At 63.4% G+C, this 15,753-nt stretch carries 12 protein-coding genes; 10 read left to right on the forward strand and 2 right to left on the reverse strand.

Features of this window, described 5'->3' with window-relative positions; all coding sequences use genetic code 11:
• Positions 1–10 precede the first annotated feature (10 nt).
• Positions 11–1,141, forward strand: coding sequence for a D-alanine--D-alanine ligase family protein (locus ARTB_RS00160; protein WP_243177125.1), 1,131 nt, complete (start codon positions 11–13; stop codon positions 1,139–1,141).
• Positions 1,142–1,173: 32 nt separating this feature from the next.
• Here ARTB_RS00160 and ARTB_RS00165 read toward each other — a convergent pair whose 3' ends face one another.
• Positions 1,174–1,674 carry a DUF3515 family protein gene (locus tag ARTB_RS00165; protein ID WP_243177126.1) on the reverse strand — a complete coding sequence of 167 codons (501 nt, stop codon included), beginning with the start codon at positions 1,672–1,674 and terminating at the stop codon, positions 1,174–1,176.
• A gap of 441 nt (positions 1,675–2,115) precedes the next feature.
• On the opposite strand from ARTB_RS00165, the gene ARTB_RS00170 reads away from it, so the two are divergent.
• The 9 genes from ARTB_RS00170 to ARTB_RS21700 all read left to right on the forward strand — a co-directional run bounded on the left by ARTB_RS00170 (position 2,116) and on the right by ARTB_RS21700 (position 13,974).
• Entirely contained in the window at positions 2,116–2,577 is a 462-nt protein-coding gene (locus ARTB_RS00170) for a hypothetical protein (RefSeq protein ID WP_243178004.1), read from the forward strand.
• Between the two features lie 2 nt (positions 2,578–2,579).
• A complete protein-coding gene (locus ARTB_RS00175) occupies positions 2,580–3,833 on the forward strand; it encodes a glycosyltransferase family 4 protein (protein ID WP_243177127.1) in 1,254 nt (417 codons plus the stop codon).
• Positions 3,830–5,578 (forward strand): glycosyltransferase family 4 protein, encoded by a 1,749-nt coding sequence (locus tag ARTB_RS00180; protein WP_243177128.1) that lies wholly within the window; start codon positions 3,830–3,832, stop codon positions 5,576–5,578. Before ARTB_RS00175 ends, ARTB_RS00180 begins: the two co-directional genes overlap by 4 nt.
• 32 nt (positions 5,579–5,610) lie before the next feature.
• Complete coding sequence (locus tag ARTB_RS00185) at positions 5,611–6,465, forward strand: ABC transporter permease (RefSeq protein ID WP_243177129.1); 855 nt, start codon at positions 5,611–5,613, stop codon at positions 6,463–6,465.
• A complete protein-coding gene (locus tag ARTB_RS00190) occupies positions 6,452–7,339 on the forward strand; it encodes an ABC transporter ATP-binding protein (protein WP_243177130.1) in 888 nt (295 codons plus the stop codon). Before ARTB_RS00185 ends, ARTB_RS00190 begins: the two co-directional genes overlap by 14 nt.
• A gap of 29 nt (positions 7,340–7,368) precedes the next feature.
• The gene (locus tag ARTB_RS00195) at positions 7,369–9,246 is read left to right on the forward strand and encodes a glycosyltransferase family protein (protein WP_243177131.1); all 1,878 of its coding nucleotides are present in this window, start codon (positions 7,369–7,371) and stop codon (positions 9,244–9,246) included.
• Positions 9,227–10,507 carry a UDP-N-acetyl-D-mannosamine dehydrogenase gene (gene wecC, locus ARTB_RS00200; protein ID WP_243177132.1) on the forward strand — a complete coding sequence of 427 codons (1,281 nt, stop codon included), beginning with the start codon at positions 9,227–9,229 and terminating at the stop codon, positions 10,505–10,507. The genes ARTB_RS00195 and wecC overlap by 20 nt, the downstream gene beginning before the upstream one ends.
• Before the next feature lie 70 nt (positions 10,508–10,577).
• A complete protein-coding gene (locus tag ARTB_RS00205) occupies positions 10,578–12,446 on the forward strand; it encodes a glycosyltransferase (RefSeq protein WP_243177133.1) in 1,869 nt (622 codons plus the stop codon).
• A gap of 181 nt (positions 12,447–12,627) precedes the next feature.
• Positions 12,628–13,974 carry a glycosyltransferase gene (locus tag ARTB_RS21700; protein ID WP_243177134.1) on the forward strand — a complete coding sequence of 449 codons (1,347 nt, stop codon included), beginning with the start codon at positions 12,628–12,630 and terminating at the stop codon, positions 13,972–13,974.
• A gap of 113 nt (positions 13,975–14,087) precedes the next feature.
• Here the strand turns inward: ARTB_RS21700 and ARTB_RS00215 are convergent, their stop codons facing one another.
• Entirely contained in the window at positions 14,088–15,380 is a 1,293-nt protein-coding gene (locus ARTB_RS00215; RefSeq protein ID WP_243177135.1) for an endonuclease/exonuclease/phosphatase family protein, read from the reverse strand.
• Between the last annotated feature and the right edge of the window lie 373 nt (positions 15,381–15,753).

The raw sequence follows: 15,753 nt of genomic DNA on the forward strand, positions 1-15,753 counted from the left end.
GTCAGGGAACATGACCACAAAAGACCGTCCGGTCCAGTCCAAACCCCGCGTGGCGGTGCTGTTCGGCGGCCGCTCCAGCGAGCACGCCGTCAGCTGCGTGACAGCCGCCGGCGTCCTGGGAGCCATCGACAAGGACAAATACGACGTGATCCCTATCGGGATCGCCAAGACCGGCCAGTGGGTTTTGGCGTCCGGCGGAACCGACGAGTGGTCGCTCTCTGCCTCGTCGCTGCCCGAGGTGGCCCCCTCGGCGCAGACCGTCACCCTGGCCGAGATCGGCGGCGAGCACCAGCTGATCGTCGCAGCCCCGAACACCGTCCCGCAGGAGCTGGGCGCCGTCGACGTCGTCTTCCCGCTGCTGCACGGGCCCTTCGGCGAAGACGGAACCATCCAGGGCCTCCTGGAACTGTCCGACACCCGCTACGTGGGCGCGGGAGTGCTCGCGTCCGCCGTCGGCATGGACAAGCACTTCATGAAGGTTGTCTTTGAATCGGCCGGGCTCCACGTGGGACCCTACATCGCCGTGACTGACCGGCAGTGGCGCAACGATCCCGAGACCGTCCGCAAGCGCGTGGACCAGCTCGGCTTCCCGGTATTCGTCAAGCCGGCCCGGGCAGGGTCTTCCATGGGCATCTCCAAGGTGGACTCCCTCGAGGGCCTCGACGCCGCCATAGAGATCGCCCGCGAGCACGACCCCAAGCTGGTCATCGAGGCCGGCATCACGGGCCGCGAGATCGAATGTGCCGTGCTGGAGGGCCGGGGGACCGATGCTCCCCGGACGTCCATGCCGGGCGAGATCTCGGTCGCGGGCGGCGGCCATGAATTCTATGACTTCAACGCCAAATATGTGGACGACGCCGCGGCCCTCAGCTGCCCGGCCGACCTCCCCGAAGAAGCGATCACCCGTGTCCGGGAACTGGCCGCGCTCGCCTTTGACGCCGTCGGCGGCGAGGGACTGAGCCGGGTTGACTTCTTCTACACCCCTGATGGCGAACTGATCATCAACGAGATCAACACCATGCCCGGGTTTACGCCCAAGAGCATGTACCCGCAGATGTGGAAGGCCTCAGGGTTGGGCTACGCCGACCTGATTGACGAGCTGATCCACCTGGCCCTGAACCGCAAGACCGGCCTGCGCTAGAACGGGGCGGGCGCGGACGCGCCTGCCCGGTTCTACTTGCTGGTGGGGAGGTTCTGCAGGTCCTCTTGACCCACACATTTCCGGGTTGCCGGGATCTTCAGCGCGGCGGCGGAGAGGTCCGCCAGCACGGTGGCCGAACTGATCTTGTCCGGGTCCATCAGGATTTCCGTGGCCGGTTCGCGGCCGAACGTGGTCAGCGTCCACACGGGGTCGCCTTCCTTGATGACCCAGTCGACGTCGTTGACGCTGACGCAGCGGTCCGTCGTGGGGCCGGGAACGTTGACGCCGCAGCGCAGAATCACTTGGGACGGATCGCCCCAGGCCGCCGTGGCCTGGGCATTGGTCTTCCGCAGCTTGGCATCGCCGATCGCGTCCGGCAGGGCAAGCATCATTGGCGCGCACGCCGCGTTCGCGGCATCCTTGGCGGGCGTGACGTCGACAACCGGGGAACATGAGGTCAAGGCCAGGCCGGCTGCGGCGGCCGCCACAGTCAAGGACAGGCGCGCGGAAACCGGACGGCTGAGAGGGAGCATTGATCCAGCTTATCCCGGTCCGCGTGGCGCTATGGTCACGGCCCGGACTGCCCTATATCATGGCCCGGTGGCACTGAGGTGAACAGCTTGTCTTGCCGTCAAGTAGACTGGGGGGACCGTGCACCGCTGGGGTTTTGCCGACAACGACGTTAGTGATGGCCACGACCGCACAAACTTGATTCAATCTCGCACCTGGGGGAGGGCCTGTCGATGACGTCGCGCAGCCAAAAACTGAAGTCAGCACGCGTCGGGCTGGGAGCACTGCTCCTGGCCCTCTCCATCGCGGGAACGGCTGTTCCTGCCCACGCTGATGATCTGGGTCTTCCGGTCCCACCAGTAGTATCGCCGACCGAGCCGCCTCCTGCTCCGGCTCCCGATCCTGTTCCTGAACCCGTGCCTGCCCCGGAGCAGCCTGCTGACCCCGCGCCCGAGCCGGCTCCCGTGCCAGTCCCCGCGCCCGCTCCCGTCCCCGCGGTACCCGCCCCGGCACCCGCGCCCGCACCCGCACCCGCTCCTGCCCCCGTCACCGTGCCCACCGCCGCAAATCCCGCGCCGGTTCCCGGAGTAACCGCACCGCCGGCGCTGGCGCCGGCCCTCGCGCCGCCCGCTGCCAATCCCGAGCCAGTGGAAGAGGCCCCCGCCGAAGCGTCGGCAACACCGACGCCCACACCTTCGCCGACATCAGCGCCGTCGACGGCCCCTGCGGTGATCGCCACCCCCAGCGAGCCCCCCGTCATGGTGAAGTCTGAAGTCAAGGCCGCCGTTGCGGTAGCCACCGGCAGCCCGCTGGGGATTCAGCTGATCACAGTCCTGATCCTGCTCGGCGCGGGTTTGGCCTACTTCCGTTTCCTCGGCGGGAAGACCATGGTCCGTCCCCGCCAAGGCGGGAAAGTAACACTCTAGACATGCGCCACGACTTCGTTGACCGCACACCACAAGGGACGCAGGCCGAGGGCCTTCGGATAACGCTGCTGACCCACTCCTACTGGCCGGAACAGAGCCCTCCCCAGCGCCGCTGGACCGCCATGATCAAGGAGTTTTCCGCATCCGGCTGGGACGTCGACGTCGTGACACCCGTAGCGCACTATCCTTTCGGCCGGCGGGCGCTGCCGCGCAAGATGGCCGGGAGGCCTTTCCAGCCGCAAAAAGGGCAGTTTACCGAGAAGATACTCCGCGTCCCCTACCTCCGCCACGGCAACTCCCGGGCTGCACGTTTGCTGGACCAGTGCTTTTCCGCGGCACTGTCGATTCCGGCCGGTTTCATGGTCCGCAAGCCCGACGTCGTCATTGTCACGGCGCCGGGGCTGCCCTCCCTGGCAGCCGGCTACATTCTGGCCAAGGCCCGCGGCGTGCCCCTGATCGTGGAAATGCGGGACGCGTGGCCCGACCTGGCCCGCGACGCCCGGCTGGTCCAGGGCAGCGTGAAAGGCATCGTTGAGCGCGTTGTGGATTTTGTCCAGCACCGCGCCGACCTTGTGGTCACCGTGACCGAGGGATTCGCCGCGACGCTTCGGGCGCGCGGCATCCGCAACGTAGCGACCGTCAGCAACGGCGTGCACCTGGACTCCATCCCCGTCATGGGACCGCCGGAACTCGACCGCGACGTCTTTGAAGCTTTGTACCTGGGGAACCACGGCGAGAGCCAGCGGCTGGACGTGGCCATCAGGGCAAGCGCCCTCGTGGGGGACTCCATGCACCTGCACTTGGTGGGCCACGGGACTCAGCGGCCGGCGCTGGAGAAGCTGGCGCGGGAGCTGAAGGCCCCGGTCACGTTTCACGCACCCCTGACCGGGGACGCCATGCTCGAGCGCTATGCGTCGGCCGACACCTGCCTGGTGTCCCTTCGAGACGACTGGAAGTCCTTCGACACCACCGTTCCATCCAAGACCTACGAAGTTCTGGCCATCGGCCGCCACATCACTGCTGTGGTGCGCGGCGAAGCGGCCCGCATAGTCATGGACGCGGAAGCCGGGGACATTGTTGCCAGCTCTCCGGAAGCTGTGGCGGATCTGTGGCGCGAGCTCGCAGCCGACCGAAGCAGGCTGGTCCGCAACGGGGACAGCCGTCAGTGGGTTAAATCCAACGCAGAATATGGACACCTCGCCGGCCGCTACATGCAACTCATCTCCGAGCTTCTGGCGGACGTTCCCAGCAAATGATCCAGCTCCTCAAGAATGCCCGGCTGGCCGCGAGTGTCATCAGCCAACACCTGGTTGATGACCCGGTACTCCTGTACCTGCAAGCTGCCCGCCGTCTGCCCGCCGTCGTGCGCCCTTTCGGCCGGGTTGTGACCGCCGCCTTTCCGAGGAACTCGGTGGCGGTTCCCGTCATCCTCGCCGCGCTCAGCAACGGAAACGACGCCGATGCCAAGCGCCGCCTCGAACTGGCCGCGGATGGCCCCACCCAGGGGGAACCGGCCCGGCGCCTTGCGGACATTGCCCTGTCCGCCGGCCTGCTGGAGATATCGGACGACTTATTGGCCAAGGCAGGAAATGCTCGCGGCCTGAAGTCTGCGCGGGCCCGCAGATTGTGGCATGACGGGGACCTCAGCGGGGCCGTCAAGGCCCTCGACGGCTCCGGCGCTGCAGGACGGCGGCAGCAGGCACGCCTCGCCGGTGAGGCGGCGGTCTACGCCGGCGCAGCCCCGGTGCTCCGTCGGCAGGATTTCGAACCGGTTCCGGGCCGGGTCCTGCATTTGCTCACGAATTCACTGCCGCACACTGCCAGCGGCTACGCCCAGAGATCCCACTCCATCATGGTGGCCCAGCGGGAAGCGGGCTGGGGCGTCCTGGCGGTCACGAGGCTCGGGTACCCCGTGCAGGTCGGCAAATTCCTGGCGCGGGCCACCGACGTCGTGGATGGCGTCCGTTACCGGCGTCTCCTCCCGTCGCGGCTGGCCCTCACCATGGACGCGCGTCTGCAGCAACAGGCTGAGGAATTACTGCGGGTGGCCCTGCAATTCAGGCCGAGCGTCCTGCACACCACCACACACTTCGTCAATGGATTGGTGGTCCGGGCCGTGGCCGAGGCCCTGGGCATCCCGTGGGTGTACGAGGTCCGCGGCCAACTGGCAGACACGTGGGCCGCCACGCGGGGACCTGCGGCACGGGACAGCGAAAAGTACGCGCAATTCCAGGCCCGGGAAACCGAAGTCATGCGCGACGCCGATTTGGTGGTGACGCTGGGCCATGCCATGAAAGCCAATATTGTGGCCGCGGGCATTCCGGGCGGGAAGATCGTCATCGCTCCCAATGCCGTGGGCGGGGCGTTCCTCGACCAGCCCGGGGGCGCCGCCGACGCGCGCCGCGAACTCGGCCTGCCCGGGGACGGACTCTACATCGGCACGGTCAGCAGCCTGGTCGCGTATGAAGGCCTGGATGACCTGGTCCGCGCGTTCGCCCTCCTGGCGCCGGAATTTCCGCAGCTGCGCCTGCTGATTGTTGGGGACGGCGTGGCCGGTCCCGCGTTGCGGGAGCAAGTCCGGGGCCTCGGCCTGGCCGAGCGGGCGATCTTCACGGGCAGGGTGCCCCGGGATCAGACCCCGCTTTATCATCAGGCCCTGGACGTGTTCGTGGTGCCGCGCAAGGACCTGGACGTGACCCGTGCCGTGACCCCGCTCAAGCCGGTCGAGGCGCTGGCGAGTGCACGGCCGGTGGTTGGAAGCGACCTGCCCGCACTTCGGGAGATAATAGACGACGGCGGCAACGGGCTTCTGGTCCCTGCCGCGTCACCGGTCGAGCTTGCGCGCACGATCTCGGCGCTGTTGCTCGACGCGAGCCGACGGGCGTCGATGGGGCGCGCTGGCCGGGCCGCAGTCCTGGCCGAGAGGACCTGGGCGGCCAACGCCGAGGCGCTGGCCGCGCGTTACGCTGGGCTGCACCATGAACATGAGGAGATCGAGTAGTGTCCGCAGATAGTGCAATAGACCCGGAGCCGGTGGCTGTTCAGCCTCTCTCCGTGGACATGCGGCGGCTGACCCGTGTCGGTTCGCGGCCCAACTTCCTGGACTATCTTGTTCAGCTCTGGGACTTCCGGCAGTTCATTTTTTACGATGCCCGCGCCCGGGTGCAAAGCGGAACGCGGCGAGATCGACTGGGCAGCGCATGGCTGCTCCTGAACCCCATTTTCAACGGCCTGACCTACTTTCTGATTTTCGGATTGTTGCTGAAGACCAGCCGCGGTGTTGAGAACTACGTGGGCTACCTGGTGGTGGGAATCTTCGTGTTCCAGTTCAGTTCCGGTGCCATCACCTCCGGCGCACGCTCGATCCGGAGCAACAAGTCGATTGTTCAGGCATTTAACTTCCCGCGCGCCGCACTCCCCATCGGCGCCAACGTGCGCGAACTGCTTTCGGCTGTGCCCCTCATGCTCGCCATGCTCCTGATCGTGGTGGTGCTGCCTCCAGCCGAGAACATCACCTGGCTGTGGGTACTGGTGGTACCGGCCATACTCCTGCAGTCGCTATTCAACCTCGGAGTGGGGCTCATCCTTGCCCGGGTTATCTCCCGCGTTCACGACGTCACGCACCTGCTGCCCTTCGCGCTGCGGGCGTGGATGTACGGATCCGCGATCTTCTACACCTACGAGCGTTTTGTCACGCATCCCCAAATGCTCGCCGCCATCAAGCTCAATCCCTTGTTCAACGTCATTGACATAATCCGGGATTGCGTCCTCTACGCCCGGGTTCCCCAGTGGCAGTCGTGGGCAATCCTTGCGGCCTGGGCCCTGGGAGCGCTGGCTGTTGGGCTTGTCTACTTCTGGAAGGGGGAGGAATCCTATGGACGCGGGTGAAAGGGAAATCTTCATCGAGGGACATCCATGCGTGGTCGTGGACAGCGTGCGGATGCGTTATCGCGTCGCCTCAAGCGCTGCTTCGGACACTGACGCTGACACCGCCAAGCCCCGGTTCCTGCGCCGCGCCGTCAACAAGCCGCACATGGTGACCGTGCAGGCCCTGAACGAGCTCTCCCTGGTGGTGGAGCGAGGCGAATCCGTCGGTATCATTGGCCGCAACGGGTCCGGAAAAAGCACGCTGATGAAGATCATCAGCGGTCAATCCAAGCCGACGTCGGGGGCCGTTTATGCCTCCAGCACGCCGATCATGCTCGGCGTCAACGCAGCCTTGGTCCAAGACCTGTCGGGGGACCAGAATGTCATCCTGGGGTGCCTTGCCATGGGCATGAGCCGGGCCGAAGTGGACGAAAAGTTCAACAGTATTGTCGAACTGTCCGGACTCGAGAAGTCCATTCACTTACCGATGAAGTCTTATTCGTCGGGCATGGCGTCCCGCCTCCGGTTTGCCATCGCCGCGAGCGTCGATCCCGAGATTCTCCTGGTGGATGAGGCGCTCAATACCGGTGATGCCCAGTTTGGTGACCGCAGTAAATTGCGGATGGACGAACTCCGCGAGCAGGCCGGCTGCGTCTTTCTGGTCAGCCACAGCCTGGACACGATCAAGGCAATGTGCACACGCGTGATTTGGCTCGACAAGGGCGATCTCATCATGGACGATGAGCCGGAAATCGCGATCAAGGCCTATCAGGACTTCACCCGTCACCTGTCCAAAGGCAACAACATTTCAGCCGCCAAGATTCTCGACGACGCCAAAGCGAATCTTGTGGCAACCGAGGTCCGTGGGCGGTCCTCACGCCGGAGCCGAGGCTGATGCCGGGTCTCCGGGAGGTCCGGAAAGGCATGTGGCATCTGCGCAGGGGCGGTGTGGCGCAGTACAAGACCTGGCGGTCCCGCGAGCGGACCGAACAGGGCTTCGCCGCGCCCCGCAACGTGCAGGGCGTGGAAGCGGCCTGGACGGGGCGGGGGCGCAAACGCCGGCTCTCGCTCATTCCGGCCGCCCTTCCACAGCACCAACCGTCCCGGCCCGACGTCCGGGCCGCGGTGATCCTGGACGACTTTTCCGCCCTGGCCTTCGGCTATGAGTGGACCACCAGCGCCGTACACCCCCACACCTGGCGCAGCGATCTTGCATCCGACGCCGTCGACCTCCTGTTCGTGGAGTCGGCCTGGGCGGGAAACGGCGGCCTGTGGCGCGGAAAGCTGACCGGCCCCAGCGGGCCCAGCAGCGAGTTCCGCGCGCTGGTCCAGTGGTGCCGGGAGCAGGGGATTCCCACAGTTTTCTGGAACAAGGAGGACCCGCCGCACTATGACGACTTCCTGCCCGCTGCCCGGCTGTTTGACCACGTCTTCACCTCTGACTCCGGCCGCATAGCCCAGTACACCGAGGATCTCGGGCATGACCGCGTAGCCGTGCTCCCGTTCGCGGCCCAGCCGGCCATCCACAACCCCGTGCGGCCCGGACACGGCCGGCACCAGCGGGACGTTGCCTTTGCCGGGATGTACTTTGCCCACAAATATCCCGAACGCCGTGCCCAGATGGACCTCCTGCTCGGCGGGGCGCTGGACGCGTCCACCGGGATGAAGACAGGGCTGGAAATCTTCTCCCGCCAGCTCGGCGGCAACGCCGAGTACCAGTTCCCGGCACCGCTGGACTCGCACGTGGTCGGTTCGCTGACGTACGCGCAGACGCTGTCCGCCTACAAGGCTTACAAGGTCTTCCTCAACGTCAATTCGGTTGTGGACTCGCCCAGCATGTGCGCCCGGCGCATCTTTGAAATCTCGGCGTCCGGGACACCGGTGATCACCGCGCCCAGCCAGGCCATGGGACAGTTTTTCACCCCCGCGGCCGTGCCCGTGGCCGCCACCCGCAAGGAAGCGGAGCACCTCACCCGGGCGCTGGTTTCCAACCCGGAGCTGAACGACCGCACGGCCCACCTGGCCCAACGCACCATCTGGTCGCACCACACGTACTCCCATCGGGCGGCCACTGTCTTGCACCATGCCGTGCCAGCAATCGCGGCGGGCGCGCCGCGGCCGTCCCTGTCCGTGCTGTTGCCGACCATCCGGCCCCAAAACCTGGAAAAGGTCTTCCGGACACTGGCCGGCCAGCGCGGCGTGGAGCCGGAGCTGGTGCTGCTCACCCACGGCTTCCAGCTCTCAGCCGAACGCCTGGCGGAGCTGTCCGAAAAGTCCGGGCTCCGCAACGTCGTGCTCCTTGAGGCACCGCGGGACGTGTCACTGGGGGAGTGCCTGAATATGTGCGTCGCCGCGGCCAGCGGGCAGGTCCTCACCAAGATGGACGACGACGACCACTACGGCCCGCACTATCTGAGTGACCAGCTCCATGCCCTGTCCTACTCCGGCGCCGATGTTGTGGGGAAACAAGCCCACTACATGCATCTTGAGACGACGAACGCCGCGATCCTGCGGTTCGCGGCCCGGGAACACCGGTTCACCGACTTCGTGATGGGGCCAACCATCATGGCCCATAGGGAAGTTTTCACGGACCACCCCTTCCTCCAGGTCAGCATCGGCGAGGACACAGGATTTCTCCGTGCCGCCCATGCCGCCGGTAGGATCATTTACTCGGCGGACCGCTTCAATTACTTCCAGGTCCGCACCGGTGACGGACACACCTGGCAGGTGGAGGACGCAGAGCTGCTCGCGTCCGGAGACTTGAAATTCTATGGAAAGTTAAATGAACATGTTGACATCTAAGGCTGCCGAGACCGAGGCACCCATCAGGACAGTCGCCGTCGTCGGACTCGGTTACATCGGGCTGCCCACGGCGGCCATCCTGGCCACCAATGGTCTCGAGGTGATCGGCGTCGACGTCAATCCGATCACCGTGACCGCCATCAACAACGGCGACGTGCCCTTCGTGGAACCTGACCTGGGCGTCCACGTCGCGGGCGCGGTGAGCCAGGGGAGGCTCCGGGCCCAGCTCGAAACGCCCGCCGCGGATGCCTACATCGTGGCCGTGCCGACCCCGTTCAAGGCGGACAAGTCGGCCGACATGTCCTATATTGCTGCCGCCGCCCGCGCTATCGCCCCGCAGCTGAGCGGCGGGGAACTGGTAATCCTCGAGTCGACGTCGCCTCCCGGCAGCACGCGCCGCCTCGCCGAGCTGATCCTTGGGCTGCGCCCGGACCTCAGCCTGGACGGCCACGACGGGAAGCCGAAGCTTCTGGTGGCGCACTGCCCTGAAAGGGTGCTGCCGGGCCGGATAATGATCGAGCTGGTGACCAACGACCGGGTGGTCGGCGGTCTTACATCTGAGGCTGCGGAAGCCGCCGCCGCCCTGTACGCAGTGTTCTGCCAGGGCGAAATCCATCTCACGGACGCCGCAACGGCGGAAATGTCCAAGCTCGTCGAGAACGCCTACCGCGACGTCAACATTGCCTTCGCGAACGAGTTGTCCGTCATCAGCGACAACCTGGACATCGATGTGTGGGAACTCATCCGCTTGGCCAATCACCATCCCCGGGTCAACATCCTCCAGCCCGGCCCCGGCGTCGGCGGCCACTGCATCGCCGTGGACCCCTGGTTCATCGTGGCCGCCGACCCCGAGAATTCGACGCTGATCCGGACTGCCCGCGAGGTCAACGACGGCAAGCCTGGCTACATTGTGGAACAGGTCCGGAAGGCTGTCGGCGACGACAGCCGTCCGACTATTGCCTGCCTGGGCCTGGCCTTCAAAGCAAATATCGACGACGTCCGGGAATCTCCGGCCGTGGAGATCGTCCGGCGTGTGGCTATGCAGCATCCGGATGCCGAGATTTTGGTTGCAGCACCGCACAAGGATCACCTGCCGCAGGAACTCGCCGTGATTGAGAATATCCGGCTGGTGGAAACGGACAAAGCCATTGAGGCTGCCCAGGTAGTGGTGCTGCTGGTGGACCACGACAAATTCCGCGACATCGAGCCCAGAAGCCTCGAAGGCAAGCGGCTCATCGATACCCGCGGTTTCTGGCGCTGACGGAACAGGCGAAACTGACACTCGATGTTCAGGCAGAGGTTTCGCGTGCAATAAAGAAAATGGGGACAAATTGAATTCTGATCCAACTGCCAGGCTGCTTCCCGCCGGCAGGCATTTCGCGGTGACGTGGAGCCTGCCATCGGAATTTGCGGGACGAACGAACGCCATGTTGCATCGTTCACGATCCTTCGCGTCCGAGGGTGGGGCTCCTGTCGACATCCTGACTTTCGACGACTTCCGGGACTATTCAACACTCCGCGGAGTGTTGACAGACCGGGGTTTCCTGTCGGAAGGCACGCGCATCCTGAATCTCTGGGAAGACCTCCCAGCCATGGCTCAATTCATCGGCTCCCAGCCGGCGCTTGACTCGGAATACGAAGAGGGCGCTTTTGCTTCGTACTCTCCGTTGGCCATGCAGCCTTCCGCGAAGCTTGTCGAGCTGGAGGGCCCTCATAAGCGTCTGGCCCGCTATGCGGACGACGGGAAGACGCTGTTGCAGGTCGATCATTTTCGCTCGGACGGCTCGCTCCTCTTATCGGATCGGCACGATGCGAAGCTGCTCGGGGTGCACGGGGGCCGGTCGCTAACACTTTGTGACGCTGCAGGCCTTCCGCTTCAGGAGTGGGGATCGGCCTGGGGTTTGTATCGATCGTGGCTCGACTACGTGCTGGCGGGGGAGCAAGCGTACTTTGTGGTCGACAACAAGAACACGGCGCGCTTCATGGCGAGTTACCAGCGTGAACACGCCGTGGTGCTCTATCAAGTCCATGAGAACCACTTGGAAGACCCCTCCGCAGGCTTCGCCTCGGAGCTTACCGCGTCCGCTGAGGAAGTGTTCCCTCGCTTGGAAGGCTTCGACGGTGTTGTATTCCTCACCGAGCAACAAGCTGTTGACGTGCGCCGGAGGTATGCGCAGGCTGGTAACTGGTACGTGATCCCGAACGGACGGTCCCTTGCCGCCGGGCCGGAAGCTGACAGTGCGCGCAGCGAACGAACCGGAATGCACGCCGCGACCCTCAGCCACCGGAAACGCGTTGACCATTCTGTCAGGGCCATCCACTTGGCGAACACCACGTTGTCGGCCCCTGTCGGGTTGAAGATCTTCGGCGATGGGTCCCAGCGGTCCCAGTTGGAAGAACTGGTCACCGATCTCAACGAAACCGGAAATGTTCAGCTGATGGGCCATGTCACGAACGCCCAATCTCATTTCAAAGACGCGTCCTTTTCGCTGCTGACCAGCACGTCCGAGGCGTTTGGCCTGGTAATTGTGGAGAGCATGGCCGCCGGGTGCATCCCTATCGTTTATGACCTGCCGTACGGACCCGCCTCTATCATCACCAATGGCGTCAATGGCTTTCTTGTCGAGTATGGCAACGTGGAGGAACTTGCACGCTGCATAGCCGAGTTCGTCGACATGCCTCCGTTGCAAGTCCAGGAGATGCGCCAGGCTGCGCGAACCAGGGCCGACGACTTCTCCGATGCGAATGTCGTGCGGCAATGGGTGGAGGCCATGAATCATGCAGCTGAGGGCAAGCGAACCAAAGGGATCGACCACACGGTAGAGATAGAAGACTCAGCGTGTTTGTACAGCGCGGGTGGTGGCCTGGAGGTGCGCGCCACCTTAAGGCTGCACCTGCAGCAGCCGATTTGGCAGGAACGCGTCCCGGCCTTCTACTGCAGGCTCCGCCTCCGGCCTGGTGAAGCATTCTTCCGCGTTGCATCAACAGGCTTTAGCAAAGACGCATCGGGCAGGTATGCCGTCAGATTCCCGTTCGAGTCGGACGTTCTTAACGCCATGGGCGGCAGCACGGCCGACGTCTTTCTTGAGACGAGAATCGGCGAGGCTACTACGGTGACACGGATGCCGTTGGCGGAAGTCAAAGCAGCTCCCCGTGTGTATGCAACAGTGCACGGCAACATGAGTATCAGCTTCGCCTGACCTCATACTTGAAAACCACAGATACGAGTCACAAATGTCTTCAACAAATGACCAATTGCGTTCGCCGATAGAACTACCGTCGGGGTATCACTGTGCCGTCACGTGGGGGATACCCGCGGACTTCGGCGGGATGACCAGCGCTCTTCTGCGACGCTCGAGGGCCTTTGTCCGTGAAGCCGGAGTGCCGGTCGACGTCCTCACCTTCGAATACGACAGCGGACTCGACGACTTGCGCTGCGAGATGCAGGTTGCGGGCGAACTGGTTCCGGGCATGCGTCTGCGGAACCTCTGGGAAGAATTGGCAGCCCTGCCGGACCCGGACGTGTCTGCGGCCCGCGGAGACAAGAACCTTGTGGGAAATTTCGCGCCAATCTCTGACGAGGAGCCCTATACTGCGGAAATTTCCCGGGGATCCCTCGGACGGAGAATACGCCTCGATGCCGCGGCGGAAAAAACGCTTCAAATTGATTATTTCCGTGCGGACGGGAGTCTTTTCGTCTCGGATCAGCGCGACATCAACGACCGGGGTGTGGAGGGCGGCCGGCTTATTACCCTTTGTGACCACAACGGGGAGCCTGTAGCAGGCTGGAACAAGATGTGGCCTCTGTACCTTTTCTGGCTGGACATGGTTGTGGGCACCCAGGAGACCTTTATGATCGTGGACAGTAAGACCACCGCGAATTTCATCACGCGTTTCCGCCGCGACAATGTGGTGACCCTGCACCTTATCCACAATTCGCACATGGCATCCGGCCAGGTACCCCCGAACGGCGAGTTGAGCTCCGTACGCCGTTATGTCTTTGAGCGGTTGGATACCTATGACGGGATCGTGCTGCTGACTGAGCGCCAGAAGGATGATGTGGATGCGGCGTTCGGGCCCGGCAACACATTCGTGGTGCCCAACAGCACCGAACTACCGGAACAACTGCCGTCTTCGGCCGGACGCTCCCAGGACCACGGGGTGATGCTGGCGGGCCTTACGCACCGTAAGCGCATAGACCACGCCATACGAGGAATTGGGAAGGCAAATGCCCTGGCCGGAGCGCCGTTCGACCTGACCATCTATGGCCAAGGCCCGGCCCGGAAACAGCTGGAGACACTCATCTCCAAGCTGGGCCTGAACCAGAGTGTCCACCTTGGCGGCTTTGACAGCGAGCCCAGGGAGCGGCTCTCGCAGGCTTCGTTCATGCTTCTGACCAGCCGCATGGAAGGCCTCCCGCTGGTGCTCCTGGAAGCGATGAGCGTTGGCTGCATTCCGATCGCGTACGACATGCCCTACGGACCGGCCGACATCATTGTTGATGGTGTCAATGGATATTTGGTCGAGGCCGGGGATATCGAGGGGCTGGCCAAGGGGATCGCCCGGCAGGGATCACTTTCGAGCGTGGAAATGGAAGCCATGCGGCATGCCGCCAGGGAGACCGCTGAGCGCTTTGATGACCGCTCCGTGACACTCCAATGGGGCCGTGTGATGTCGCAGGCCGTTGACCGCAAACTGCACCAGATGGCGGGATCGCTCTACTCATAACGTCACGAGCAAAAGGCAGAGGACCCGTGGTCCTGTTAATCTGGCCTGGATGTAGTTGAAATCCTGCCGAACAGAACCACGGGTCCTCAATTTACGTGCGCGGGAACTGTCTCCTAGGGGAGCTGGACTGTCGCTTTGACCATGTTGTGGTCAGAGGGAATGGTGCCGATGAAGTTCCCACTCGAATCGACATTGACCACAGTGCGCCACTCGACCACGCGCATCTTGGACGTGAAGATATAGTCCAAGTAGGTGCCGTTGCCCCATGAGTTGCGCGCGTTCGCGAGACGGTTGAAAGCGTTGAAGCTATCGTAGTTCGCACCCACCGTCTTCTCAGCTGTCGCCGTTCCACTGGGCAGATCGGAGGCATACGTGTTGCCGAGCGGATCAATATATCCGGCTGCAGTCAGGACGTCGTAAGGGGCATTTGTCGGTGCTGTCCACTTGTGCGAGTTCAAGTCACCGGTCAAGAGCACGGGGAAGTTGCTGGGATTCCGTTTCTTGACTTCCGCTGTGATGGCTTGTGTCTGCCGCTTACGCAGATCCTGGAGGTCAGTTCCGCCGCCGGGCTCTAGGTGCGTGTCGCCGACAAAGAATTTCTTGTTTGTCGACTTTTGGGTGAAGATGCCCCAGGCCAAGTAGCGGGGGTTGTCTGTTGCCCGGATTACCGGAAGTGCCAGGGAACCCTGGCTGACCAGGGACACCTTGGAAGCATTGTAGAAAAGCTTCGTGCCCTGCGAAGCGCCCTTATCGGCGTACACGCAGGCAGTGGGCGTAGTGTCCTTCACGCAGTTATTGCGCTTGTTATTGGCCAGCTGGTAGTTGGCGCCGGCCGCCTGGAGCCGCTCTTGGAGATCCTCAAATTGGGAGACCCCACCTGGCCTTGAGTCATCCTTGAGCCACCCCTGGGAAGCTTCCTGTACACCCATCACGTCTGGCATTTGCGCCTTGATATTGGCGACAACGGAGGCCCGGCGACCAGCCCACGTCAGTTCATTGGCGGCTCCCGCGAAGCAGTTGGCACACTTCACGTTGTAGCTTGCAATCGTTAGTGGATTGACCACGGGGGCTATCACGAGTGCAGCCTTTGTTTTGGCGGTTATGGAGGCTGAATACGGGCTTAGATTCGTAGTGCCGTCCGCAGAGATGACCCTGACCCGAAAGTAATAGGTGGTGTTGCTTTTAAGTCCGCGCATCTCGGTGGAAGTGGTTGTGTACCGGTTGTAGGTCGAGTCCGAAAAGTCGGCTTTGGCGGAGTACTGGACACGATATCTCGGCGCGCCGCTAACAGCGTTCCAGGAAAGGAAGACGGACGTGCTTGTTTGAGCGGGCGACTTGAGACCAGATGGGGCCGGAGTGGCGGCATTTGCACCGGCGGCGCCGAAAGGAAGGAGGAGTATTGCCATGATCAGAATAGAGAGCGGACGAAGACGAAACGTTGAGCCGCGACTGTTTGTTGGCATGCGAGACCTTATCAATGGGACGTTGGCACCAGAAAGGCACGAGACGGTGCGAGTAAATGCTGCGCTTAGGCGATGCAAGGTGCTGTGGGACACCATAGTCTGGCACGCGCTAATCCATCAGCACAACGCGCAAGGCCATACTGTGATTTAGCCCTCAATTGCTCACACCCTGCTCTTGGATGGTAAGTGCTCGTTGACCATTCGCGGGTCATATTGCGGAAAAACTGCGTTTCACCTGAGGTTTGCCGACTCCCATTCTCCTTCGGCCAGCACGTGCCTGGGACCGCACTGCGGTAAGGTTGCTGATGGTCCAGAG

The sequence above is a fragment of the Arthrobacter humicola genome, from assembly GCF_022803015.1.
GTDB classification, from domain to species: domain Bacteria; phylum Actinomycetota; class Actinomycetes; order Actinomycetales; family Micrococcaceae; genus Arthrobacter; species Arthrobacter humicola_A.

Coding starts and splice junctions, on each gene's coding strand:
- ARTB_RS00190 (WP_243177130.1), top strand. CDS start 6,452: ATGGACGCGGGTGAAAGGGAAATCTTCATCGAGGGACATCCATGCGTG.
- ARTB_RS00160 (WP_243177125.1), top strand. CDS start 11: ATGACCACAAAAGACCGTCCGGTCCAGTCCAAACCCCGCGTGGCGGTG.
- wecC (WP_243177132.1), top strand. CDS start 9,227: ATGAACATGTTGACATCTAAGGCTGCCGAGACCGAGGCACCCATCAGG.
- ARTB_RS00165 (WP_243177126.1), bottom strand. CDS start 1,674: ATGCTCCCTCTCAGCCGTCCGGTTTCCGCGCGCCTGTCCTTGACTGTG.
- ARTB_RS00215 (WP_243177135.1), bottom strand. CDS start 15,380: ATGGCAATACTCCTCCTTCCTTTCGGCGCCGCCGGTGCAAATGCCGCC.
- ARTB_RS00175 (WP_243177127.1), top strand. CDS start 2,580: ATGCGCCACGACTTCGTTGACCGCACACCACAAGGGACGCAGGCCGAG.
- ARTB_RS00180 (WP_243177128.1), top strand. CDS start 3,830: ATGATCCAGCTCCTCAAGAATGCCCGGCTGGCCGCGAGTGTCATCAGC.
- ARTB_RS00195 (WP_243177131.1), top strand. CDS start 7,369: ATGTGGCATCTGCGCAGGGGCGGTGTGGCGCAGTACAAGACCTGGCGG.